Origin of the sequence: Shimazuella alba, from assembly GCF_009831235.1 — a bacterium.
GTDB lineage: Bacteria > Bacillota > Bacilli > Thermoactinomycetales > Thermoactinomycetaceae > Shimazuella > Shimazuella alba.
In genome coordinates this window covers 80116-104040 of the sequence record NZ_WUUL01000010.1, presented here as the reverse complement: position 1 = coordinate 104040, position 23925 = coordinate 80116, and the positions used below count along the sequence as shown (strand labels likewise).

The following is a 23925-nucleotide window of genomic DNA, read 5'->3' as shown; positions in this document are numbered from 1 at the left end:
TATATACGAATTGAAAAAGGCTATGCAAGATGGCGAATAAGAAAAACGAAAATGTCACAAATATAAGGCAGAAATAAAAAAACACCTAACTGGTGTTTTACTCGTATAAATTGGTTGATCGGACAGTGCTCTGCAAGAAACACTGTCCGATCAAACTAAACTATATGTTCAGTATCGTAGGTGAACTAGGAATTGAGGCGATTGTTCATCGACTGTTCGATGTGCTTCTTCACTTCCACCAGCTTGTTATAAGTGCTACTCCCTTCTGCAACACGCTCCATCATTTTGTTGAGGTCTTCGATTGCAGCAACGAGGGCATTTACATTTCGATTCAGGCGCTTTCGTCGTTGCTTCCCACCACTGCGCTCTAGAATCCAGCCACCAATATCCTTCAGTTCAGGATTGGCTCGAAAAACCTCTCCAAGCAGATTCCGAACAGAAGTATTGTTGTCGAATGGAAGGGTCATGTCTCCTCTTTTCACTAGTTCTGACATAATAATTATAGTATATCAAGGAATAGATATACAATTATATTTTTTATTAATTTTCCTAATCAAAATTTATATCCTTCACTCAAAATAAAAAGACCCGTAAAGAGGCTTAATTCACTATCTCACTACAAGCATCAGCTTTTGAAACGGCAAACGAACGGTAGAATTCATGAGTTATTTTTTCGCTAACCCTCACTTCAAAGGTGAGAGACTTAAGGAAGAAAATCCCTTCAAAGAATGTTTGATAGAGTCTATGGAGTTTTGCAGCTTTTGTCCATAATCCCAGCTTGGTTAATCATCCATCATTTCTTCATATCGAGTCCCGCTAAATGGCTTGCAACGCTGACTATCCCATGACTAACTGTTGCTAAAAAACAGGAGATGCCATTTTATATTAGCCAACATACATATTTTTTCTGATTTCACCTAAAAAACGACCAGCCCCCGCCCATTTACATGAGAGAGGGCATCTGCCAAAACACTTTTTTAAGCGTTGACAGTCTTTTGTGGTTCTTTTTCATATAACTCCAAAACTTCTTGGAGATCCACAAACCCAAGAAGTTGGATCGCCTAAAGTAAATCCAAACTATTTTTTTTGTGAAAGTTTCAGCTTCAGCCGATTTGATTTAATTGCTCTCTACCAAACCTGCGTGAAGCTTTTCTACACTAACTTCGAAGAGCCAAAAATGAAAATGACTTATTTGTGTGAATGATATACTTCTTCTATTCCGTGATACTCGGTTTCCCTCGAAAGCTGCAAGAGCACCTCTTTCGCCTTCTCAATAGAGTCGTCGATCAACAGAGGCAGTGTTTCTTGTTTTACCTTCACGAGAAGCTTCAATGTCCGATAAAGATTTTTCAGCCTCATGAAGAATGCAATCTTTTCCGCGTAAACTCCATTTAGAGAAGGAATCTGCCTACTCCCTTTCTCTTTCAGGAGTCTTTGCAACTTCTTATATGATTAAAAGGTCTCATCGTGTCCATTCTCAGCAAGCATGGAGACATACCTTCTGTTGTGAGCGATTTGTCACAAGATCACCTTGCTGGCGGCTTTCTTTTTCTATCTTTTCTCTTCATCAAAAGAAGTGTCACGAGCGCCATAGAAGGCAGCGGGATCACTGTGAGCCACATCGCAGTACCTAAGTAACCCCACATGAGACTTGAATAACCTGTCCCAATTACAGCACCTAGTTGCCTAGTGAAACCAGAAGTAGCATAGGCAGACCCATGCTGATTATAATTAATTTTCCGGCTGATTTCCTCTGTAATCCCAAGATTAACGCCACAGATGGAAATGCCAACCAAAATACCAGCTAGCAACATGAAGGGCTTTGGTGGTGCCAACCAGATCACGAAAAAAGAAATGATCATAGTCAGATTGCTGCCCACCATAAGAGGGAAATATCCCTTTGCATTACTAGCCAACCGAGGCATGAATGTCAATGCAACCACCGCATTCCCCGCTGTTGCCACACTTAGTATCAATCCTGGCTCGTTTACCCAGTAACTAGCGATCCATGCAAGGAATGAAGCATAGGCGGATGATACTCCTATTCCTGGAAGAGCAAGAAAGAATGCCTCTTTGTTCATCATCCTTCTGATGTTATATGCAGTCAGAACGTTATGATCCAAACCTTTCTCATTCTGTAGAAAGGTCTGCTTATGCCTAGCCAAAAGAGCCAGTCCGGTGTACATGAAGAGCACAGAGCTAATGCCAAGAGCGATGACAACTTCCCAGAGATAGGGTTTCTTGGCGATCCACACTCCGACTGACAAGGCAATGCCAGAACCCAAATACATGCAAGTAGAGACAAAAGCACTGGCACGAGCTTGGTTCTTAGATGAAAAACTCCTTCTCGTGACAAGAAAGATAGCACTCACCATGAGAGCGTAAGAGATCCCATGCAATACTCGCACCAAAGTAAGGGAAAATGTACTTTGTGCAAGAGGATAGCCGCAGAGCGTTACTGCCATAAATGGCAAACTCCACAGAAGTAGTCTTTTCTCACCTACTTTGTCGATCAGCCTTCCGAAAAAAAGACTGCCAAGCATAACGGTTGCCATGTATGAAGTCATGACAACACTTGCACTTTCTGCACTCAACAAAATGTGCAAAGCTTGGGCAATCACATCTTGAATCGCTGCGACGGCGAAGACCTGCCCAACGATCAATAGGATAAGCCCGACTAGTTTTCTGATTGATACTTGGGATCGTTTGCGATCCATCATAACTCCAAAGGTAGAGGTATGTCTTTCATGTATTTTAATTAATTTTCAGTCTAATTGCAAAAAAAAGACCCGAAATTTACGGATCTTTCCACATTGCTATTGAACAAGTTCATAAAACCAATTATCCACTTGTTGCTTTTCCTTATCGGTCATTTCCACAAGTGGTAACCGAACGGTAGGATTCACCAATCCTTTTTTTGATAATGCATATTTAAGTGGTGATGGACTGGAAGTGAGGAAAATCCCTTCAAAAACGGCTTGGTACTTCTGATGTAATTTAGCAGCTTTTTGAACATCTCCAATGAGATAGGAATCGATCATTTCTTTCATTTCCAAACCAACCAAATGGCTTGCAACACTTACAATTCCATCTCCGCCAGCGGCTAATACCGGAAGCGTCATACTGTCATCTCCTGAGTAAACTACCACATCATCAGGAACAGAAGCGATCACTTTGGTTATTTGTGAAATATTACCACTCGCTTCTTTGATAGCAACTACATTTTCTATCTGAGCTAGACGGACCATCGTATCAGCTGTCATATTTGTACCTGTTCTACCAGGTACATTGTAGAGCATGACTGGCAGTGTCGTCGCATTTGCAACAGCTACTGAGTGCTGATAAATGCCTTCTTGTGAAGGTTTATTGTAATAAGGTGTGACCACCATAACACCATCTACACCCGTCTCAGATGCTAACCGTGTAAATTGAACGGTTTCTGCTGTGTTATTACTTCCAACACCAGCAATAACTTTTGCTCTTCCTGCAGCTTGTTTGATGGCAAAAGAAAACAATGCTAGTTTTTCTTCTTTTGTTAAAGTAGGAGATTCTGCTGTTGTACCAGAAACAACAATTGTTTCAGTTCCCGTTTGAATGAGGTGATCAATGAGAGATGCTTGTGCTTCCCAATCAATCTCGCCATCTGGTGTAAATGGAGTACACATCGCAGTTAGCAGGCGACCAAATAACATGATTTCAACCCCCATTAATATTTATGCAATTCAAACTTACGATGTAGTGCTCGAACTGCTTTTACCATATTTTCTCCAGAAACAAGCACCCAAATCGTCGTATGAGAATCTGCTGATTGGAGCACTTTTACATCTTCTTCTGTGAGCGCCTCTAAAATTTTTGCCATCACTCCCGGAACACCTGCTATCCCTGCTCCAACGACAGAAACTTTTGCGCATCCTGGATAAAGTTCTGGCTCTAATCCCATCTCTACAAGTAAAGATTTGGCTAAATCTCCGAGTGGATCACTCACGGTATAAGCGATACTGCTAGGTGTCACACTGATAAAGTCAACACTTATACCTTGTGATGCCATCTTTCGGAAAACATCCAAATGCAAGTCGAGATGATCGGAATTTGTAGGGATACGGATTTGAGTAACATTCGGCATTTGGGTGATACCTGTAATAAGACGATCGGATATTTCCGCTAATCCTAATCGTTCAGGTCGACTTACGACAAGTGTTCCAATCCCATCAGATAAGGTAGAACGTACTCGGATCGGCACATTCGTCTGCATGGCAATTTCTACTGCTCTTGGGTGTACTACTTTCGCTCCTTGAAAGGCGAGATTGCACATTTCCGTATAAGTCACCATTTCAAGGGAAGCAGCCTCTTCCACAATTCGTGGGTCAGCAGTGAGGACACCATCGACGTCAGTAAAAATGTCTACATATTCCGCTTGGAGGGCTACTCCCAAAGCAGTCGCCGTGGTATCGCTTCCGCCTCTGCCTAATGTCGTGATCTCTCCATCAGCAGTTTGCCCTTGAAACCCTGCAACGATAGCAACTTTTCCGTTGTTTAGTTCATCTTGAAGTCGCTTTGGATTTAAAGAAACAATTTGAGCGTTGTTATATTGGTTATTCGTAATAATGCCCGCTTGTCCACCAGTGAGTACACAGTTTTCGATTCCATGATGGGTTAGTAAGCTACTCAAGACACTAGCGGATATAATTTCTCCGCAACTTAGCAGCAGGTCTTGTTCTCTTGATGACAGGTTTTCCAATTGCTCTCCACGTGTCAACTCCAATAGAGTATCTGTAGCATATGGTTCTCCTCTTCTACCCATGGCTGAAACTACTACAACAACTTGATAATCTTCCGAGAGAGCTGTTTGAATATGATACAAAACACGCTCTCTCATCTGAGATGTTGCAACAGAAGTGCCACCAAACTTCTGTACGATTACTTTCATGTTTTACCCCTTCTTATCTTCTTATCAAGTGATCCTCTATCAATGCCTCTGCTATCTGAACTGCATTGGAAGCAGCTCCTTTTAACAGATTATCCGATACTACCCACATGTTGAGCCCTTTTGGATGTGCTAAATCTCTTCGCAATCTGCCCACAAAAACTTCATCATGATCTGTAGCATCGATTGGCATCGGATATACTTGTTGTTCGATATCGTCTTGCACGATAATTCCTGAGAAATTTTCAAGTAAAGAACGTACTTCTGACAATTGATAGTTCTCTTTTAGTTCTACATAAATAGATTCGCTGTGTCCACGATATACAGGGATTCTTACACATGTGGGTGTAATACCAAGGCTGTCATCACCTAATATCTTTTTCGTCTCATGAACCATTTTCATCTCTTCAAAGGTAAACCCATTTTCTAAACCAACATCAATCTGTGGAATGGCATTAAACGCAATGGGATAATGTTGATCCAATTTTCCAACTGGAAGGAGGTTGGAAACTGGTTCTTCCCCTACTAACATAGCAGCTGCTTGTGCTCTTAATTCTTCAATAGCTTGGGAACCAGCACCCGAAACTGCTTGATAGGTGGAGACAATAATCCGTTCTAATCCATATTGGTCTTGTAATGGTTTCAATGCAACGACCATTTGAATCGTAGAACAATTAGGATTGGCAATGATTCCTTGATGATCCGTTAAAGCTTCACGATTTACCTCTGGAACAACCAAAGGGACATTTTCATCCATCCGAAATGCACTAGAATTATCTATGACAATTGCACCGTGTTTCACTGCTTCTGGAGCGAGAAACTTACTCACCCCACCACCAGCACTAAATAAGGCAATATCAACACCCTCAAATGCATCTGGGGTAGCTTCTAATACGGTAACTGCCTTTCCTTGAAATTTAACAGTTCCACCTGCTGACCTAGAAGAAGCCAAAGGTATCAATTTCCCAACTGGAAAATTACGTTTTTCCAAGGATTTTATCATTTGTTGTCCAACTGCTCCAGTCGCCCCTACTACAGCTACAGTATAAGTCACAACTTTCTCCTCCTACAAATAAGGGTAAGTCCCCTTTAGGGGACTAAAATTATAGCTCTTTCCTATTATGAAGGGAAGTAACGGTATTTTTCAACTAGTAATGGTTGAAGTTGTGTTCCTTCCATTGCAGCTTCACATGTATCAGGGATCAATTCCATGCGAGAAACACACGATTTTGGTTTCTTTTCAGGTGCATCTTGCCCAAATGGAACAAAATAAATATCTTTCGCTGCAAGTAATTTTGCTAAATTTGCAGCATTTAATCCTAGTGCATCATTTGTAGAAATTGCCAAAATAACTGGACGATGATTTCGCATCATAGCCTTCGCAGCCATCAGAACAGGTCCATCCGTCAATGCGTTTGCTAGGCGTGCCATGCTATTTCCTGTGCAAGGAGCTACTACATAACAGTCTAAAAGACCCGACGGTCCTAACGGTTCCACTTCTTGAACAGTTGTATATGGCTGACGACCAGTTATATCTGTTATTTTACGCTTCCAATCTTCTGCGGTTCCAAATCTACTATCTACATTTGCAACCGTATGAGACATAATCGGAATAATATTTGCACCTAGAGAGACAAGGCGTTTCATTTGTGGGAGTACTTCATCATGCGTACAATGAGAGCCAGTTAAGCCAAAACCAATTGTTTTTCCTTCTAAACTCATTGTCCTACCTCCTTGGCCATCTCTTCCATCATCAACTGACGGATGGTGGCAGCTAGAATTCGGCCAGCTGTCTTTGGTGCTACGATGCCAGGTAAACTAGGGCACAAAATCGCTTTTAATCCTCTTTTTTCTGCGTAATGGTAATCAATTCCACCAGGTTTTGAAGCAATATCAATCATCACCACATCATGACGAACACGGGCTAAGACTGTAGCAGTAAGTATTTGGGCTGGTATCGTATTAAAGATAAGTTCAGCATCTTCCACATATTCCTCTAATTCTTGTAAATAAAAAGGTGTTAATCCCATCTCAAAAGCTCTTGCATAGTCAGCAGAATTAGATATTCCCATTTTCACACGTGCCCCAATAGATTGTAAGGTCCGGGCAAGTGTACTTCCTACTCTTCCTAGACCTAATACAAGAGTATTGGAATCGTGAATGGTAATATCTGTGTTTTGAATCGCCATCATCATAGCGCCTTCTACCGTTGGGATGGAGTTGTAAATGGCAACATCATCTCTTGCCATCAGTTCTGTTACAGTAACTTGATATTTGGAACATAAATTTTTAAGATATGGTCTAGCCAACCCCGTAAATATGGTCGCATGACTTGGTAATGCCTTCATATGCTCTTCTGTCAAAATAAGTGTCTTGGTGGTAAAAATACTACTGACTTCCCCTTTATCATCTGTGCCGATAACGGGAAGGACTACTACATCCGCTCTTGCTAAAATAGCTGGTTCAAATTCCTTTTGCATCGTTCCACTCAATGGAGTTTGTAGGTTATCAAATCCGATAAGTGTTATATTTGCTCGCATCTTTATAAAGCTTTTTATCACTTCAAGTTGCCTAGCATCTCCACCGATGAAGATAAAATGTTTATCTGTCAGCATCCGTTCAAACCCCTTTCCCCACATGTTTGCACTATATTCTTTTGGGGCTTTGACGGTTACCCAATTGCCTATTTTTTCATCCTTCTGATTCCGTCGTATAAGATCGTTGTTGAATAAGAATTAATTCTGGTCCAATTTTTTGTATCGTTGACCAACTTAATGACATTTCTGCAGTTTTACGACGAAAAATTGAGCTTCCTATTGGAAGTAAGATCGTTTTTATCTGTCCTGTACCTGGATCAATAACGAGATCGGAACGATGAAAGGTTCCTAACTTCTCTCCTGTATCCATATTGACGCATTCTCTCTCAATAAAATGACTCCAACGCATATTGATCACCTCTTATCCTTAGATTATGGGACAAAAGTATGATTCAGAAGTAGCAATAAGAATGCAAATCATGAACAATCGTTTGACAGGTGGTTTGTTCAGGCCTATAAGGCTTTGTTACTGGCTAGCGTCTGAAGGCACTAGCTTTCCACTTTTCCTTTGCCACAAAGCCTCAAATAGCTGATCAATGAACTAGATACTTCGATTCACGGTCGATTCAATGGGAAATTAATTAAACAACAATACGATCAGATGGTCAGATATGACCTTCTTGCGAATCAGGCATTGACTCCATTGATCTATAGTCATGTAAATCTTTCTGGAAATTAAACGTGAATCAAAGACTCCACACGGGGCTGTCCTACTACGTCGACAACAAAAAACGAGCACCTCATCGAATCCGACGGCACCGTGATTCGCTCCCACCTCGACCAGAACGGTAGCCGACTCTGTTGACCCGAAGGGAAACTCCTTCGATTATCAAGTGCATTTTCCTGTAGATGTCCTCCTCAATGGAGTACATCTGAACAACTGCCTCCAAATAGATGTTTGGGCTCAGATAATAATATATGTTCATACAAAGAAAACGTATGGAAGAATTATTTCATACGTTTTTTGCACTTTTTATTTATGTGTTATTTGATATAAGGTTACGCTGCTGTTCAGTCGTCCACTATTGTTTTTAGGATAAAAAACAGAAGTTTCTATAAATAGCTGTATATGTCTGACTACTTTTTCGGCAAACGGATGTGTCTCAAGACAAGGAAGTAGAAGAAATGATTGATAGAATTGTGGAGAGATTCGGGACGATAAATTTGCTTGTGAATAATGCCCATATTACAGAGCATGTTCCATTCGATAATTTGCACCGATCCAGCTGATAAAACGATTTCCAAGTTTTGAATACGACCTCCACTTGCCACCGCAAAGAATAGAGCTCGTGAACGCGTTCTTTGAAAAATGATCTCTCAGACAATATTGGTAATATAGATGTTGATTTCGGTTAACTGCTTGCTATTTTCGAAATACCTTCTCCCTTTCTTCTTCTCTTTGTAAGTCTGATCTTTTCGTCTTTTCTTCACTTGAACATTGGTAAGTCGGTTACGTGAATGTCCGACGTTTCATATTGAACTCTCCTCATCTGGTTTAAGTTAAGTGTACGTGACCTTATTTTTCTGTCCAGATAAGTGTAGACGATCCAAACTTCGCCAATTAATCTTTGAAATAAAAAACTCATGAATCGTAGAAAACTTTTCTAATAGATTTACTCTTTTAACCATTTTTAGCACTCCCTTTATAAAAATAATACTAGATTTTTAGGTAGATCAATTCGTAAGAGACTATTGAAAATATGCCCTTCTTAGCTTTATGGGCATGTCTGGGGCTTCTTTAATCGCTTCATCAATAACATCCTGATATTTCTGGAATGGACGGACACGGCCCTTATGGGGAGCTTCATCGATTGAATTTTAGTCCAGCCCTGACAAACGACATGAATACCAAGCAGATTATGTCCACCATTAATATGGAGCTCAATCTGCTTTCGAGCCGATCTGTCCGAACTTGGTTTGAATAGACTAAAGGAGATCCATTAAGGAGTCTTCATTCAATTTTATGCTTGTTTCTTCTTAGTTGTTGTAAATTGTGTGCCAATACAGAAGCCGACTACTGTACAGAGTCCGAGAAGAAAAAAAACGAAACTATAGCCATTTGATCCGCCAAAAAAAGGATTAGGTAGAGTGAGGATTGTTGTTAAGATGGGAATACCAACCGCCCCACCGCTATTACGGCTCAGTTGAACAATTCCACCTACAACAGCTTGATCACTAGCAGGAGCTGCATTTTGCGCTGGGAGTAAGAAAGTAGGTATCAATGTACCTATTCCCCATCCAGCCAATAGTATCAACCCAAATGTCACTAGATTCATGATGTTGTGAAGGCTGATAAACGTCAACCCACCACAAGCTATTAATATCAGGAACCAACCAATCATAGCTAAGATTTTGAATGAGACTTTTTTTATCAACCAGCTTGATAGAATTGCACCTAAACCGAATCCTAACATTAAAGAAACTAGAAGCTTATCTTGTAATATTGAGATTCGATCTCCTTTATTGACCGAGCTGTACAACGGTAATATCACAATCAATCCATACATTAAAAATCCAATTAGAAAAGCACTGGCATTGGCAAGGCGGATATTTGTAATTTTAATTAATTTTGTGGGTATCACTGGATTTTCGTGTTTCCGTTGTTGCAAAACAAAGATGATGCCCATCATCAAGCTAAATAGAAACGTGGCATACATGAGCTGAGAATAGCTTTTTCCCCACATCGTACATCCTTGAATAAAGAGTGCAATCGTTCCTCCTAAGAGAAGGGCCCCTAACCAATCAAATTTATGTTTATGTTCTACACATTGTTGTACTTCTATTTGAGGTAAAAATAAAATAATCAATAGACTAGATAAGATTCCAAAGGGAATGGCTACATAAAACGCGTACGACCAACCCCACGTTTGGGCCATCCATCCACCCATCAGCGGTGCCGAAATATTGGCTCCAATTTGTGTTATAGCATAGAGAGCCATCGCCCTACCACGGTCTTCGATTGAAAATAGATGACTAATTAAAGCAATTGTCACAGGGCCGATCGCTCCAACACCTATTCCTTGAATAATTCTACCCGTAAGAAAGAGAGGCATAGAGCTGGCGATGCCACATACGAATGCTCCGACCAAGAAAAGCACCATCCCGATTAAAAACCACTGTTTATATCCATATTGATCAGCTAGTTTGGCAAACAAAGGAATGGTGATGGTGGAAATGAGCAAAAAACTACTAAACACCCACCCATATAGTGCTTCCCCCCCAATATCTTGAACTATTTGGGGGAGAATAGCTGCTACTAGCGTTTGCATAAGCATATTGACAAAGGTGGCCATTAAAACACCTGTAAATGCAAGGTAATTGGATTTATTCATGATTCTTATCCTCAATAATCTCTACAAAACCGTTGGTTCCATCGACGCGAATATATTGACCATCACGGATTTTAGTAGTTGCTTGATCAATCCCAACAACTGCGGGAATTCCGTATTCTCTAGCTACCACAGCACCATGTGTCATCATGCCGCCTACTTCCATCACCAAGCCTCTAGCAGAGTGGAACAGGGGTGTCCAGCCAGGGTCGGTAAACGGTGCGATGAGGATTTCCCCTTTGTGTAGCTTGGCTTCTTCTGGTTTCAGTACAACTCGTGCATATCCTTCTACTTGTCCACTTGATACAGGAGTGCCGATGAGTGCACCTTCTGGGGCTAACGCATTTTCGGCAGCTGTCTCCACGATTTCTCCTTCGCTAGTCATCACGCGAGGTGGTATGCGTTTTTCATCAATCTTAAATTGATCTTTACGTTGCTGGATTAACTTTTGTACGGAAGTCAATTTACCTTGCAGAAGATCTTTGAGTTCAGGCAATGAGAAGTAATAAATATCTTCTGCTTCTAAAAGCGTTCCTTGCTTCACTAATCTCTCTGCTTCTTGCAAAATGTGTTTTTTATACAGGGTAATATGTTGAACCATGGAATATTTCGGATGTTCACGCATCCCCATTAAGTTGCGAAAATCATAGATCAGTCGAGAGATGATTTTTGCTTTCATCGATCCAAAAGGAGTTTTTCTTACCTTTGAGATAAGTTCTTTTGCAAACTGTTGCGCTTCTACTTCACCCTCGGCAAAGTTTTTGCGATGCTCACCTTCTCCAACACTGCGAATATGGCTTAATATTCCAGATACCAACAGGGTCGGTTTTTCTTCCCAGCGTGGATGCGTGATATCGATTTCTCCAGAGCAGCGCATCCCAAATCGGTTAAGGAACGATTGGAAAGATTTGGCAAACTCTGCTCCACCTAGAACTCCTTCTAAACCAGTGAAAAAGGTTTCATTTTTTGCTGTTTCCAAATATGCGTAGACTTGTGGATATTTCCGTACAATATCAGCTAAATCACCCATTTCCAGCCCCATCTCACTCGTGATATTTCCGGGAAGTGATTTGTTGAGTAAATGCAGATCAACCTCTTCACCAAGCCATTTGTTAGTTAATTTTCTCAAGATAGACATCGAGAGAATGCCCGTCAAAGGTCGAGATAGTCCATGTCGAAACAGGTTATAAAGCAGTAGAGAAGCGTCCTGAACTATCGCATCGATGAGTTCAACACCGCTTTTGTTTGCCAGTGCTTGCACACTTTGCTTTATGGAGTCCTCAATCATTTGCACAAGTCCCGCTTGCTGCTTCTTGAGGTCACGAAACCACATATTATTAAAAGCATTCCATAGGATGGGTCCGACGAAACGCAAAACAGTTATGGGAACAGCTGGATTTACTTTAGCTGATTTTAGGAAAGATTCTCGATGTACCACTTCTTTCAATGCGCTACTGATCCTTACATCAATATTACTTATCACGTGTGGCAAAATTTTACGTGCAGGTTTTAGATACATGAGAGGAGTCACATCCATAAAGAGTCGGCTTCCTGCATCTAATGTAGCCCGACTTTCTTCCCCCACTTTGTCCTTGCCGAAGGGAAATAATATCTTCCACACGGAAAGGGCCAAAGGCTTCATCGCATTGGTCATCATTTGTTGATGTCCAAAGGAGAACATTACATGCAAATGATCATCTGCTACTTTTGGTACAGGATAAAGGGAAGTGATTGGACGACTTTGCACAATAAAAATCTCTCCATCAACTAAACACCATTCAATATCCTGAGGTGATCCATAATGAGACTCAACTCGCTTTCCCATCTCAGCTAACTTCAAAATATACTCATCCGATAGTGACTGTTCATTTTGCTTCTCTTCTGGTAGACCAGTTATGATCGTACCGCCTTCGGGAGCAGGGAGAATGGCTATTTTTTTTGTGGCAATTTTCTTTTGGATAATCTCTTGATCACGAACTTGATATAAATCAGCGGATACCAATCCTGAAACCAATGCCTCGCCTAAACCAAAGCTGGCATCAATCGATACAGTGCGACGATGACCATTGATCGGATCAGCAGTAAACATAATCCCCGATACTTCTGGGAACACCATGCGTTGAACGACTACTGACAGGTAAACAGATCGATGATCAAATTCATTTTTGGCTCGATAGGTAATAGCGCGATCTGTGAAAAGGGAAGCCCAACACTCTTGTACTGCATGTAGTAATGCTTCTTGCCCTTTTACATTTAGGAATGTTTCTTGTTGACCTGCAAATGATGCTATGGGTAAATCTTCAGCAGTTGCACTGGATCGTACAGCGTAAGCGTATTGATCTCCCGTATCTTTCCACGCTTGGATAATCGATTGAGCGATTTCATTAGGCATGTTAATCATAGTAAGGTGCTTGCGAATTCGCTTTCCTAGTTCGCGAATTTGTTCTTGATCTTCTGCACTTACTTCAGATAATGATTCGAATAAATGATTCATCTCAGAACTGTTAGCAATGAGATCTAAATAAGCTTCTGTTGTGACGCAAAAACCATTTGGAATCGGAAAACCCGCGCTTGCCATCTCGCCTAGATTTGCACCTTTTCCACCCACAGACCCTAACATGGAATGATCGATTTCATCAAACTTCTTAATAAATTTTCCCATTATTTTTCGGCTCCTATCTTAGTGACGAAACTATAGAAACTAAATTATTTTTATAGGTTTCCTAGTTATAAAAAAATTTGAAACCTATACATCAATTATTGAAGAGTACCACGGAAACTAATTAGTTATTATTAGTTTCCATAGTATATAAAAAGAATCCTACTGTCAATACTATTCTGAAAAAGTCGATCTCCGAATTATGGTGTAGCTGCAATATCGCCATTTTCTTCAACATAGATAGATGAGGCAATCCCTGTTAAAAAAATTTCAATCAAGGCATCGAGCGCTTCGCCTACTGAATAGTGGTTTTGACTCAAAAACTTTGGTTGAACAATCGTTTGCACAGTTGAAACAAATACGTGAGCAGCTAATTTGGGTTGGATAGACTTGATCCAACCTTTCTCCTGAGCCTGTTCGAGTAGTTTGATCATAAAAGTAAGCTTTTCTGCGCGAAATCGTTCTATCTTGGCCCATAAAGAGGGAATGTACTTTTCAATATCATATAGAAATAAAGGGTTAATCATCATGATTTGTTTTTTGATTCCCAGTAATGTGAGCTTTATCTCAGCTAGTGGGTTATCACTTACTGATTTCGATTGATTGATTTGGTAGGTAAGTTGTTTCATTTTTTCCGTTATTACTGCTTCGGCGATATCTTCTTTACCTGTAAAGTGTTGGTAAAGTGTTTTCTTACTCATTCCTAGCTTGCTTGCCAACTCACTCAGAGTCACACTACGATACCCCTTTACATTAAATAACTCAAAAGCAGTGTTGATAATTCGTAAATGTGCTGCTTGATCCATTGTTCATCCTCCTCTCCTCATATTATTTATATTAATTCAGATCAGGTAATTTTGAAACAGCTTTTATCTGAAAACGGAAAATGACTATAGTCATCGTTAATTGATGGAATCTTTGGTTCTGCAACAGAGACAACCGTTAAAAAACTGCTAGCTGTGTACAGCAAGGAGGTACAGCGACAGGGTTCCTACCATAGATCGCAAAGTAGAGGTGTATAGCACGGCTGGAAGATTGTTTTAGAAAATACAGGTATCAAGTCTAGTTTTTCATACTTTCATAAGGTTATTGTACTGACAATTTGGTTGTTCGGCAATTGTTTCAAATGACATAGAAAGGCACAAATACTACCTTAGTAAAAAACGACTCAATGTTATGTACATCAGTTTATCCATACTAGAAAACGTCTCGTCTGGAACCAAAGACCTCATTATTACACTCAGGAAGATTTAGCTGAAGCTCGCAATGTTCTTACTGGTTTATTTCCATCAATTGAGAACAATTATGCCTAGTCAAAGGTAGGTAGTCCCCAGAAAACACGTTTAGAAGAATTAAAGCTTTGGAACTAACTGCTCAAGCAAATGACGATCTTTTCAATGAATATCTTACCTTCTACTTTTCGGTCCTTTCGGTCTTTGGTAGGAACCCTGTCACTAGGCCTTATTAACTTGAGGGGCATGGGGTCCACGAATCATTTCGGTAAAAAACACACATTTAGACATATTCTAGATACAAAACATCTACTATTTACCTACACGTTAAGTAAATAGTAGGTGTTTTGTATTACTCACTTTATATTGAAATTCTTTTTCTTTCTCAAAAGGGGAAGATGATCAAGATATTTTCGTTGCTTTAGGTTCCATACAAAATCACCTGTGAGTTAACACAAAAAAATATTTATCTGAATCCAAACATTAAGCAAGCCAGTTTAGTTTTGTAACCAGCCATTCTAAATAGGATAGGATATCCTCTTGTTGTCTAGTAAACCATGTTATTATTTTACCAATGCGGTTGATTCAGCAAAACTTGTAAAAGTGTAAGGTTCTTATCAATACAAGTAACCCTCTGACCCAAAATGACGATTTCCAATTTTATATTTTTAAATTTGCATGTTTATCGAACATCACATTATCTATGCGCTTTTCCCCTTTCAATACCCGATGAAACTCGACATACTTATTTTGGGTGGGATTCTCAATAGAAGATGCACATGATCTGGCATCATATGACCTTCTAATATCTCTACTCCTTTGTATGCATATAATCGTTTTTAATGATCTCTCGTAAACTCTTCCGATATTGATCGTATAGAACTTTTCGTCTATAAAACAATATGATACTTACAAACCACTTCGTGTGGGATAAGTATTCGCTTTGTTTGAACATTTCTCCTCTTCCTTTCGTTACAATATAGCCAGAACAACTACATTCTAACGGAGGAAGAGATTTTTGGTATAACCAAATTGTCATTCATCCGCATAGCAGGTGATTTTCTGTTGTGCACAAAAATCGTGCACAACTGGCTGAAGCCAGAATAAAGAAAGATGTCCTAGTGGATCTAACATCTTTCTTTATTCAAGGGTGAGTTTCTTTCTAGCTAAATATGATTTTAAATACAATCTTTTTGCGTTTAACAACTGTTTCGCCATCATCTGAGTCCAACGATCTTCTCGTTTACCTCCTGTTCTCTGTTTGTAGTACGCAGCTATATCTTTGTTGTACTTTTCCAATTCCATTTTCATGTTCTGGTCTGAAAGATATTCTTCTTCGTGATATATGGCTGGTATGGGTAGCCGTAGTTTCTTATCCGTTCGGTAATCCACATACCCAATACACAGACCAAATAAGGGGACAACATATTCTGGAGTCTTTAATAAAGCAGATACTTGATCCAGTTCATTTCGCAGTCCTCCAATATAACAAATACCTAGCCCCATTGATTCTGCCGCGATAGATGCATTCTGAGCTGCTAAGGAAGCATCGACTACCCCCACTGTATAAAGCTCAGTAGATCTCAAGCTTGCCAACATAGCAACCTCTTCTACTCCTTCCATAGCTGCTGCCAGTTGTATACGATGCAAATCTAGACAGAAAACAAGAAAATGACCATTTTTAGCTACATATGCTTGATTTCCAGCAAGTTTTGCTAATTCAGCTTTTTTTATTGGATCTTTTACTCCAATAATGGTGTATGCTTGTACAAAACTTGACGTGGAAGCTGCTTGCGCACTCTCTACAATTAACTTAATCTGATCTTCTGCTAATTCCTTCTCTTGAAAAGACCGAATGGACCGATGATCTAATATTGTTTTTATAGTTTCGTTCATTTTTTACTCCTTAAGTTAAATGATAAAAAAAACCACCTCATTGGTGGCATTTTACTGTTTATTCTTTTCCATGATAACAAAAGTTAATCTTCTTTTGTTTCCAGTAACTCATCTAGCTGGCCTTTCATTTTCTCCAACCCAAATGTAAAAACATACATGGTGAGATGAAAATGAAACTCCTCTACTTCTTCCTCTTCTCCAAATTTAAGAATGGAGGTAATTTGATTCAGATGTGCTTGTGTGAGTAGTGTTTGGATTTTTTTTCCGTTTTGTAGGCACCATTGAATAAGTTGGACAATTTGCTTTCGATCATTGGGAGAAAACGACGTCAATTTTTCATGGAGATTGGTATCTTCACACGAATGAAGCAAATGCCAAGCTAGATACTTTACTGCTTCTTCCAATGTTCTTCCTCACTGGAATAGACACACAACTCATCAATAAAGCCTGCTTCCTGATCAACTGCTCTCCCCAATACAAATGTACTTCCGTTTGCCATATCAAAAATTTCTGTATTTAAAAAAGTTAGTTTGATGGTTCCGCCATCCACCAAATGCAGTTCAATATCTTTGTTTTCTTGGTTTGTCTTCAAAACCAACTGGAATTTCTCAAATTTACATCCCATTTTTTCTCACCCTTCTCTGTTTATTTGTAAAGTTAAATTCAAATAACAGAAATACTTCATCTAAAAAAACGGAGCTTCTCTTGAAGAAAATAGTTGAAAAAATTTATAAAATAGAATGAATTCGACTACTTATTCCACTTATCTTTAGTATAAAAGTTAAAAAATCCAAATTCAATATATTACAAAAACAAGATAAATCTTTTATGTATTATCATAATCCTAGAAGAAATATACTTATACACTGCATTTTCATGTTATTTTCTCATAACAGTCGATAATTCTCGAATTGACAACGAATCATAATTTATAGATTATTATAATAAATGTTCCAATCAGAGGTGGAATAACATGGATATCCCTAAAATTGGATCTTATATTCGCAAAGTTCGAAAAGAACGCCGTATGACATTAGATGACCTTGCTGATGAATATATACCAAGAGCAACACTTTCTGCAATTGAGAGAGGACTATCCAAAAATCCGGCTAAAATCAATTACTTGCTAAGAAAGTTAGATATCCATCTTTATGAGTTAACCCAACAAGAACAAGAAGAGAAAGAAGAAAAATATCTTGATTTACTCTCGCTCGAAAATAAAATAAACCGAAGTCCTAATTCTGTACTAAAAAAAATAAATCAACTCCAAAATAAATACCAAGGAGCGATTCTCGATTTTCTGAAGGGTCGTTGTTACTTTAAGCTAAATCAGGATGAAAAATCAACTACATTTTTTAAAGAATGCCTAAAAAACTTAGAAAAAGAAATTGACAGCGAGAAAACAAATTTAAAACCATACTGTCTTAACCACCTAGCAATCATTGCTTTTCGTAAAAACCAATACGAACAAGCTCTTCATTTTACAAACGAAGGAATATCTTCTTTTGTGTTAAATGGAGAACGCAAATATCTTCACACGACATTGTTATCCAATCGGTCGATCTATTTATACAATTTAGGCAGAACAGAGGAAGCATTGAAAACTATCAGTCAGATCAAGGTAGATTCCTTTGATCTTAACATGGATACGGTTATAGGAATTTATGATTTTCAAGCAGAATTAAATCTTGAAATCAAAATGTATGAGGAAGCATTTGCTTGTGCAAAAAAAGGGCTGGAACTAGCTCATATCAATAATAACTACGAAAGACAACTGGAACTATATATCACCCTTTCTCATATATACAAAAACAGAAACTATGCTCGCCATGCTGAAAAATGTCTTTTAACAGCAATCAGCTTAGAAGACAGCATAACCAAAAGACATCAGTTGGTTCTTCAAGCATATTTGCAATTAGGCATTCTCTATCAAGAACAACAAAAATACTCTCTTTCTCAAAAAGTCTTACAGAAAACCGTTCGTATTGCGAAAAAACAAAATAACATGTTAGAATACACCAAAACCATGTTACAACTCGCAAAAACCTTTCAACTTAATATGAATTACAATGAGGCAATACAGTACTACATGCAAATACTACAGAATGCAATAGACCAACCGACTAAATTACAAACTCTGTCTGGACTTGCCCAAGTATATCTTCAGCTGGAAGACTACGATAATTATCTTAAATACTCCAAACAATATTTTTCAAATGCAAAGATATCCTGAAAGGAGGTCTCTCCATGCTTTATGGGACTCATCCATCTGGGGATTGATGAAAAACTTAGCCATTTCCTTTAAAATACAACGGGAATGGCTATTTTGTTGTTTAGAAATACCATACCGTTATCTTATAATAGAATAGAATTCTCCGCGTGACATACATAAGGAGCTATCAATGGCTGGCAGAACAAAAAAGGAACTTGAAAATGTGTTGAATGAAATAACAAAAAAGCCAGAATTTAAATGCTTTGAGCTCATCCGATTTACTGCTACTGCCCGCGTTTTTCTAACTAATAAACACATTACAGATGCTGATCGACTCTTGCACGTTATAGAGAAAACAGATCGAAACGTACTCAAGAGAACGGATTATCGAAAAGTTATTGACATGGTTAGAGGTAGTATGAGTTTTCCCATCGAATTTTTTGAGCAAGCAACACCTAAGGAATTGATAGAGCTACTTTCGTAGGAGAATATCGAGCTGGATGATGATTCGTCATCATCCAGACCTCTCATCATGACTAATCTAACGCAGAAGATTTATAGATAGGTTGAAAAACCGTTTCACTTGGCACCATCAATTTTGATAGATTGTGCTCTTGAAGGATCTGACGTTGCTCTGCTACAAACGAAGAAATATCCTCTATCTCGATAATCCACTCGCTGACATAACGCTTTAAGCTTTCCCCTCTTAATCCCAACTGAATCGCTTTTCTCTCCTCCTTTCTCCCAAATGGATCATGATCAGGATCCCATTGAAGGCGAACGGTAGATTCTTTTACGGCTTGTTTCCAGTTTTCTTCGGTCCCATACAAAGATTGATAACTACTATGTACTGCTGATCTCAAGATTTGTTCAAAACCGTCTCGTTTCAATCGTATGGCTAATGTTACTTCTTGATTTACTTTCGTCCCCCATCCAGATCGATACATCATCCACAAAAAGTTAGGTTTAATCCAAGTCATTCGGTTCATGGAGAAATCGCCACCGAACTTTTGATTCTGTGCTGCGTAGATACCTATCTTTGGATTATATGCTTGATACATGATAATCGAATTTTCGTCATAGGTAGCTAAAATGTGTTTACCTCTTTCTGGCCATTGTTTCTTTTGTTCTATGTAATTTGTTGGTGTAATAAAACTCATGGCTCCCACTCCTCACAAATTTTATTGTATCTCGAATAAGAGGAGAAGAATATAATAAAATCCCTCCGATATATGCAATCGAAGGGAAAGCTTTTATATACTGTACTGGGCAGTCTTTGCTGACGTGGAGGATAATATCCCTTTTACAATCTGTACTAAATGTGCTAGATTTTCTTCCAACAACATCTCATCATGTTTTCCTTTACCATGGTAAAAATGAGAATAGGGAGAAAAACGGGTCCAGTGGACACGATCTTTGGCTACATCTTCTGCAATAATTTGATGAATCGTAGCCTCAATGGTTCCAGTTGTCCTTAGGTTATTCCAATAACGCAGATATTTGGTTATCATTTGGGCTAAATCTTTTTTTGCCACCTCATCAAAGTAGTGATGAAAACGCGCGTGGGAAGTAAAATAATCAGTTGCTTGTTGCGCTGTTTCCTGTAATTCTATTTCACCGTGAATAAATTCCTTTTTTCGAGGCTCAGCATCCATTATGATGACATCAGATACCTCAAACCCTCTTTGTTCTAACATTTTTGCAACTTCAAATGCTAACGGACCTCCAGCTGAGTAACCCAGTAAAATGTGTGGGCCTTCTTTTTGCAGCTTGAGGATCATGTCGCAATATAGGTCAACCTGATTCTTCTCATCGATAAAGTCAAATCCCACAAACGTATACATACCGACCAATCTAGCCAATTCAGCGAAGACCATCCCGTACCCTGTAATAGGTGGAAAACAAAAGATGCATTTTTCACCTGAGTTATGCAATATAGTCATTGGCATTTCATCTTGTTCTTTACTAAAAATATGTGTGGCTAATTGTCGTATCGTTGGTTTCTGAAATAACAGACGCGGGGTAAAAGCTGCTTGAAAAGTTTTTTGCATCTTACTCATAAGGGATATCGCATGCAACGAATGTCCACCAATCGCAAAAAAATCATCTGTAACTCCAATATTTTCTATCCCCAAGACATCCTCCCACAATTCTACTAATTGACATTCTAGTTCTGACTGGGGCTTTTCTTTACTTTGTGAAATAATAGGTTTTGGCAATGCCATACGATCGACTTTTCCATTTTGATTGGTAGGAATTTGTTCTACCTGTGCCACATACGTTGGAACCATGTATGATGGTAACATTTGCTGGATGAATGCTTTTAGTTTGTTTTTTTCCACTGGTTGCTTTGATACTACATAAGCACATAAGCTGGAAGATTGTTTGGAGGTACTAATAGCTAACACGGTCACATCTGTTATGTTTGGATATAACAAGATCGTTCCTTCAATTTCTCCTAATTCAACGCGATGTCCACGTATTTTTACTTGTTGGTCTACTCGTCCATGATACTCGATGTTCCCATCCGACATCCACCTTGCTATATCACCTGTGCGATACATTTTTGTATTTCTATCAAATGGGTTTACAAGAAATTTATCTGCTGTTAATGCTTCATTTCCTAAGTACCCTCTACCTACATTTGCCCCAGCTAAATACAACTCGCCTAATGTACCAATTGGTTGTTGCTTTCCATTTTGATCTAAAATGTACATTTGATTATTTGCGATTGGTTTTCCAATAGGAGGAATTTCCAAAAATTCACTCTCTGGCAAAACAGTATATGTACTGACCACATGAGTCTCCGATGGTCCGTAATGATTATGCAGAGAGACTTTTTTAGTCTGCAAAAACTTTTTTAATGATGGAGTAACCATTAGTTGTTCTCCAGCAGTTATTAAGTGTTGTAAACAGTCCGGCCAAATATTTTCTTGGTATTCAAATATATGTTTTAGGAGTGCAACTGGGAAATAGGCAACAGATATATGATGACGGCTTATCATCTGTAGTAGTGCACTGCCGTCTCTTCTTATTTCTTCTGGGACAATATGAAGTTGGCCACCTGACAAAAGAGTTGTAAATATCTCCTGAAAAGAAACATCAAATCCAATGCTTTGGTATTGCATTACGTTTTGAGCAAAACAGACATCCGTTTTATGTAATTGATAATGTAGCAAATTCACTAGATTTCGGTGTTCCAACATTACTCCTTTTGGGGTTCCTGTAGTTCCTGATGTATAAATAACATAAGCAAGATGATTAGATTTTTGAATCGGGAGTAAATTTCTTGTTGTGTATTCTTTATACTTTTTCTCTTTTATATCAATCCAAGGTAAGTCCATTTGTAATCCATGAAATTTTTCTATCACGGCGAATTGGCTCAACACGCACTTTGCTTTGCTGTTTATTAACATATTGTTGATACGGTCCTTTGGATATGCCAAGTCAATTGGGACATATGCCCCACCAGATTTTAAGATGGCTAGTATTCCCACAATCATGTCTACCGAACGTTCCAACATCAAACCAACACGGTCATCTGGACCTATACCTTCCACTCGTAACACTTGTGCGATTTGATTTGCCCTCTTGTTAAGTTGTCGATACGTAAGTTGATCCTTTTGACAAACGACAGCAACTTTATCTGGAGTTTTTTCTACTTGCTCTTCAAACCATTGATGAATCAATTTATTAGTGGGGCATTCTTCGTTTGTTGTGTTCCAGAGTTGCAGCATCTCCTTTTGATTTTCTGGTAATAAGTCCATTTCTTTTATACTAAGAAAAGGATTGGCAAGCACTTTTTGAGCAATTACCTTTAGGTGGCTTTCTATTTGACAGATAAACTCCGTATCGTATTTGGATCTGTCATACATCATTTTCACTGCGATAGAGCGATCAGGAATAACAATCACAGTGATTGGATAGTTTGTTCTTTCAAAAGCAGTCATCTTACTCATCTGTAAAAATCTATCTTCTCCATGAAGTATATTTTGTACTTCTTGATCCAATGGATAATTTTCAAATACAACAATATGATCCAGTAGGTCTTGTTTATGAGATGTTTGATTTTGTATTTCATAGAGTGGACAATAACTGTATTTTTCAGCGGCCGAGTATTCTTCATGCAATTGGTTTGTCAATTCCAAAAATGAATGATCAGCGCTTGTTATGCGTACAGGTATCGTGTTAATAAACAAACCTACCATACTCTCGATTCCTTCTAAAAGTGCAGATCTACCAGATACTACTGTCCCAAATAAAATGTCCTGCTGATTGGTATATTGTTGCACCAAAATTCCCCATATAGCTCGAAAGACAGTATTTAACGTCAGATGATTTTTTTTCGCATACTCGTTTAATCGATCTGATAACTCTTCACCCAAATGGAATTGGATTTGTTGAAAGTCAGTTTCTTGAAGGGATGGTGCTGATTTTATCGGCAGCATTGCTCGTTCCGTATAGTCCATGAGGTATTGATTCCAATAATTCAGTGCTTCATGCTGATCTTGTTCTTTTAACCAATCAATAAATCGAATATAAGCTTTTGGTTCTGGTAAGTGAAAAGCTTGACCACTCATTTTTGCGTGGTAAATGAACAACAACTCTTTCATTACGACTCCCCAACTCCATCCATCAAGCAGGATGTGATGAAAACTCCATATGATATGAATCGTATTTTTATCCAATTGAAAGATTGCAAAACGCATTAAATCATCTTTGGTCAAATGAAAACCTTTTTGACGATCTAAAGTCTCATAGTCTTTGATGATTTCATGTCTATCTGATTCAGTAGATAGATCTCGATAGAAGACAGGAATTGTTTTTTGCTGAAAGACAACTTGTTGGGGCTTTTCAATATTTTGATAAACAAAATTGGTACGGAGAATATCATGTCTATTTACAAGTATTTGTAAACTTTGTTCAAAGATCGTAACATCTACATTGCCCTTCAACGTAAAACCAATTTGCTCAAAATAAGTCTCTTTATTCGAGAGAGAGAGGGAATGATAGAGCATTCCCTCCTGCATTGGTGATAAATCATATATTCTCTCTATACGATTTTGTAAATTCAAC

The 23925-nt window shown here is 38.7% G+C and carries 20 protein-coding genes and 3 pseudogenes; 4 read left to right on the top strand and 19 right to left on the bottom strand.

Annotation, left to right across the window (positions count from 1 at the left end; all coding sequences use genetic code 11):
- Positions 1–185: 185 nt before the first annotated feature.
- The 9 genes from GSM42_RS14715 to GSM42_RS14675 form a co-directional block, all read right to left on the bottom strand.
- On the bottom strand, positions 186–467 hold the full coding sequence (locus GSM42_RS14715; RefSeq protein WP_160802300.1) for a hypothetical protein: 282 nt from the start codon (positions 465–467) through the stop codon (positions 186–188).
- A 721-nt stretch (positions 468–1188) separates the two neighbouring features.
- Entirely contained in the window at positions 1189–1359 is a 171-nt protein-coding gene (locus tag GSM42_RS14710; protein WP_160802299.1) for a hypothetical protein, read from the bottom strand.
- 167 nt (positions 1360–1526) lie between these two features.
- The gene (locus tag GSM42_RS14705; protein WP_237446627.1) at positions 1527–2720 is read right to left on the bottom strand and encodes an MFS transporter; all 1194 of its coding nucleotides are present in this window, start codon (positions 2718–2720) and stop codon (positions 1527–1529) included.
- A 96-nt stretch (positions 2721–2816) separates the two neighbouring features.
- Positions 2817–3692 carry a 4-hydroxy-tetrahydrodipicolinate synthase gene (gene dapA / locus GSM42_RS14700; RefSeq protein WP_202404941.1) on the bottom strand — a complete coding sequence of 292 codons (876 nt, stop codon included), beginning with the start codon at positions 3690–3692 and terminating at the stop codon, positions 2817–2819.
- 14 nt (positions 3693–3706) lie between these two features.
- Complete coding sequence (gene dapG, locus GSM42_RS14695) at positions 3707–4927, bottom strand: aspartate kinase (RefSeq protein ID WP_160802297.1); 1221 nt, start codon at positions 4925–4927, stop codon at positions 3707–3709.
- A 13-nt stretch (positions 4928–4940) separates the two neighbouring features.
- Complete coding sequence (locus tag GSM42_RS14690) at positions 4941–5978, bottom strand: aspartate-semialdehyde dehydrogenase (protein ID WP_160802296.1); 1038 nt, start codon at positions 5976–5978, stop codon at positions 4941–4943.
- Positions 5979–6043: 65 nt separating this feature from the next.
- Positions 6044–6646 carry a dipicolinate synthase subunit B gene (locus GSM42_RS14685; RefSeq protein WP_160802295.1) on the bottom strand — a complete coding sequence of 201 codons (603 nt, stop codon included), beginning with the start codon at positions 6644–6646 and terminating at the stop codon, positions 6044–6046.
- Positions 6643–7539 (bottom strand): dipicolinate synthase subunit DpsA, encoded by an 897-nt coding sequence (dpsA, locus tag GSM42_RS14680; protein ID WP_160802294.1) that lies wholly within the window; start codon positions 7537–7539, stop codon positions 6643–6645. Before dpsA ends, GSM42_RS14685 begins: the two co-directional genes overlap by 4 nt.
- Positions 7540–7615: 76 nt before the next feature.
- Positions 7616–7870 (bottom strand): YlmC/YmxH family sporulation protein, encoded by a 255-nt coding sequence (locus tag GSM42_RS14675; RefSeq protein WP_160802293.1) that lies wholly within the window; start codon positions 7868–7870, stop codon positions 7616–7618.
- A gap of 776 nt (positions 7871–8646) precedes the next feature.
- Between GSM42_RS14675 and GSM42_RS21410 the strand changes: the two genes are divergently transcribed.
- Positions 8647–8751, top strand: a complete 105-nt coding sequence (locus GSM42_RS21410) for a hypothetical protein (protein WP_420821003.1) — start codon at positions 8647–8649, stop codon at positions 8749–8751.
- On the opposite strand, the pseudogene GSM42_RS20700 reads toward GSM42_RS21410, so the two are convergent.
- The 4 genes and pseudogenes from GSM42_RS20700 to GSM42_RS14655 form a co-directional block, all read right to left on the bottom strand.
- A pseudogene (locus tag GSM42_RS20700) lies at positions 8736–8970 on the bottom strand (transposase); the annotation flags it as partial. The gene GSM42_RS21410 and the pseudogene GSM42_RS20700 overlap by 16 nt on opposite strands.
- A gap of 512 nt (positions 8971–9482) precedes the next feature.
- Positions 9483–10853: an MFS transporter gene (locus GSM42_RS14665; RefSeq protein WP_160802291.1), complete on the bottom strand. Its 1371-nt coding sequence runs from the start codon at positions 10851–10853 to the stop codon at positions 9483–9485.
- A complete protein-coding gene (locus tag GSM42_RS14660) occupies positions 10846–13512 on the bottom strand; it encodes a phosphoenolpyruvate synthase (RefSeq protein ID WP_160802290.1) in 2667 nt (888 codons plus the stop codon). Before GSM42_RS14660 ends, GSM42_RS14665 begins: the two co-directional genes overlap by 8 nt.
- 197 nt (positions 13513–13709) lie before the next feature.
- Entirely contained in the window at positions 13710–14315 is a 606-nt protein-coding gene (locus tag GSM42_RS14655) for a TetR/AcrR family transcriptional regulator (protein ID WP_160802289.1), read from the bottom strand.
- 329 nt (positions 14316–14644) lie between these two features.
- Between GSM42_RS14655 and GSM42_RS20695 the strand changes: the two are divergent.
- Positions 14645–14911: pseudogene (locus tag GSM42_RS20695) on the top strand (hypothetical protein); the annotation flags it as partial.
- A gap of 456 nt (positions 14912–15367) precedes the next feature.
- On the opposite strand, the pseudogene tnpA reads toward GSM42_RS20695, so the two are convergent.
- The 4 genes and pseudogenes from tnpA to GSM42_RS14635 form a co-directional block, all read right to left on the bottom strand.
- Positions 15368–15696: pseudogene (tnpA, locus tag GSM42_RS20690) on the bottom strand (IS200/IS605 family transposase); the annotation flags it as partial.
- Positions 15697–15881: 185 nt separating this feature from the next.
- Positions 15882–16637, bottom strand: a complete 756-nt coding sequence (gene nfsA / locus GSM42_RS14645; RefSeq protein WP_160802288.1) for an oxygen-insensitive NADPH nitroreductase — start codon at positions 16635–16637, stop codon at positions 15882–15884.
- Positions 16638–16720: 83 nt separating this feature from the next.
- A complete protein-coding gene (locus GSM42_RS14640) occupies positions 16721–17041 on the bottom strand; it encodes a hypothetical protein (protein WP_160802287.1) in 321 nt (106 codons plus the stop codon).
- The gene (locus GSM42_RS14635; RefSeq protein WP_160802286.1) at positions 17026–17262 is read right to left on the bottom strand and encodes a hypothetical protein; all 237 of its coding nucleotides are present in this window, start codon (positions 17260–17262) and stop codon (positions 17026–17028) included. Before GSM42_RS14635 ends, GSM42_RS14640 begins: the two co-directional genes overlap by 16 nt.
- Before the next feature lie 348 nt (positions 17263–17610).
- On the opposite strand from GSM42_RS14635, the gene GSM42_RS14630 reads away from it, so the two are divergent.
- Together GSM42_RS14630 and GSM42_RS14625 are read left to right on the top strand one after the other, a co-directional pair.
- Positions 17611–18870 carry a helix-turn-helix domain-containing protein gene (locus GSM42_RS14630; protein ID WP_160802285.1) on the top strand — a complete coding sequence of 420 codons (1260 nt, stop codon included), beginning with the start codon at positions 17611–17613 and terminating at the stop codon, positions 18868–18870.
- 169 nt (positions 18871–19039) lie between these two features.
- A complete protein-coding gene (locus GSM42_RS14625) occupies positions 19040–19333 on the top strand; it encodes a hypothetical protein (protein WP_160802284.1) in 294 nt (97 codons plus the stop codon).
- 52 nt (positions 19334–19385) lie between these two features.
- On the opposite strand, the gene GSM42_RS14620 is transcribed toward GSM42_RS14625, so the two are convergent.
- Together GSM42_RS14620 and GSM42_RS14615 are read right to left on the bottom strand one after the other, a co-directional pair.
- On the bottom strand, positions 19386–20009 hold the full coding sequence (locus tag GSM42_RS14620; protein WP_160802283.1) for a DUF4291 domain-containing protein: 624 nt from the start codon (positions 20007–20009) through the stop codon (positions 19386–19388).
- A gap of 93 nt (positions 20010–20102) precedes the next feature.
- Entirely contained in the window at positions 20103–23924 is a 3822-nt protein-coding gene (locus GSM42_RS14615; RefSeq protein WP_160802282.1) for a non-ribosomal peptide synthetase, read from the bottom strand.
- Between the last annotated feature and the right edge of the window lies 1 nt (position 23925).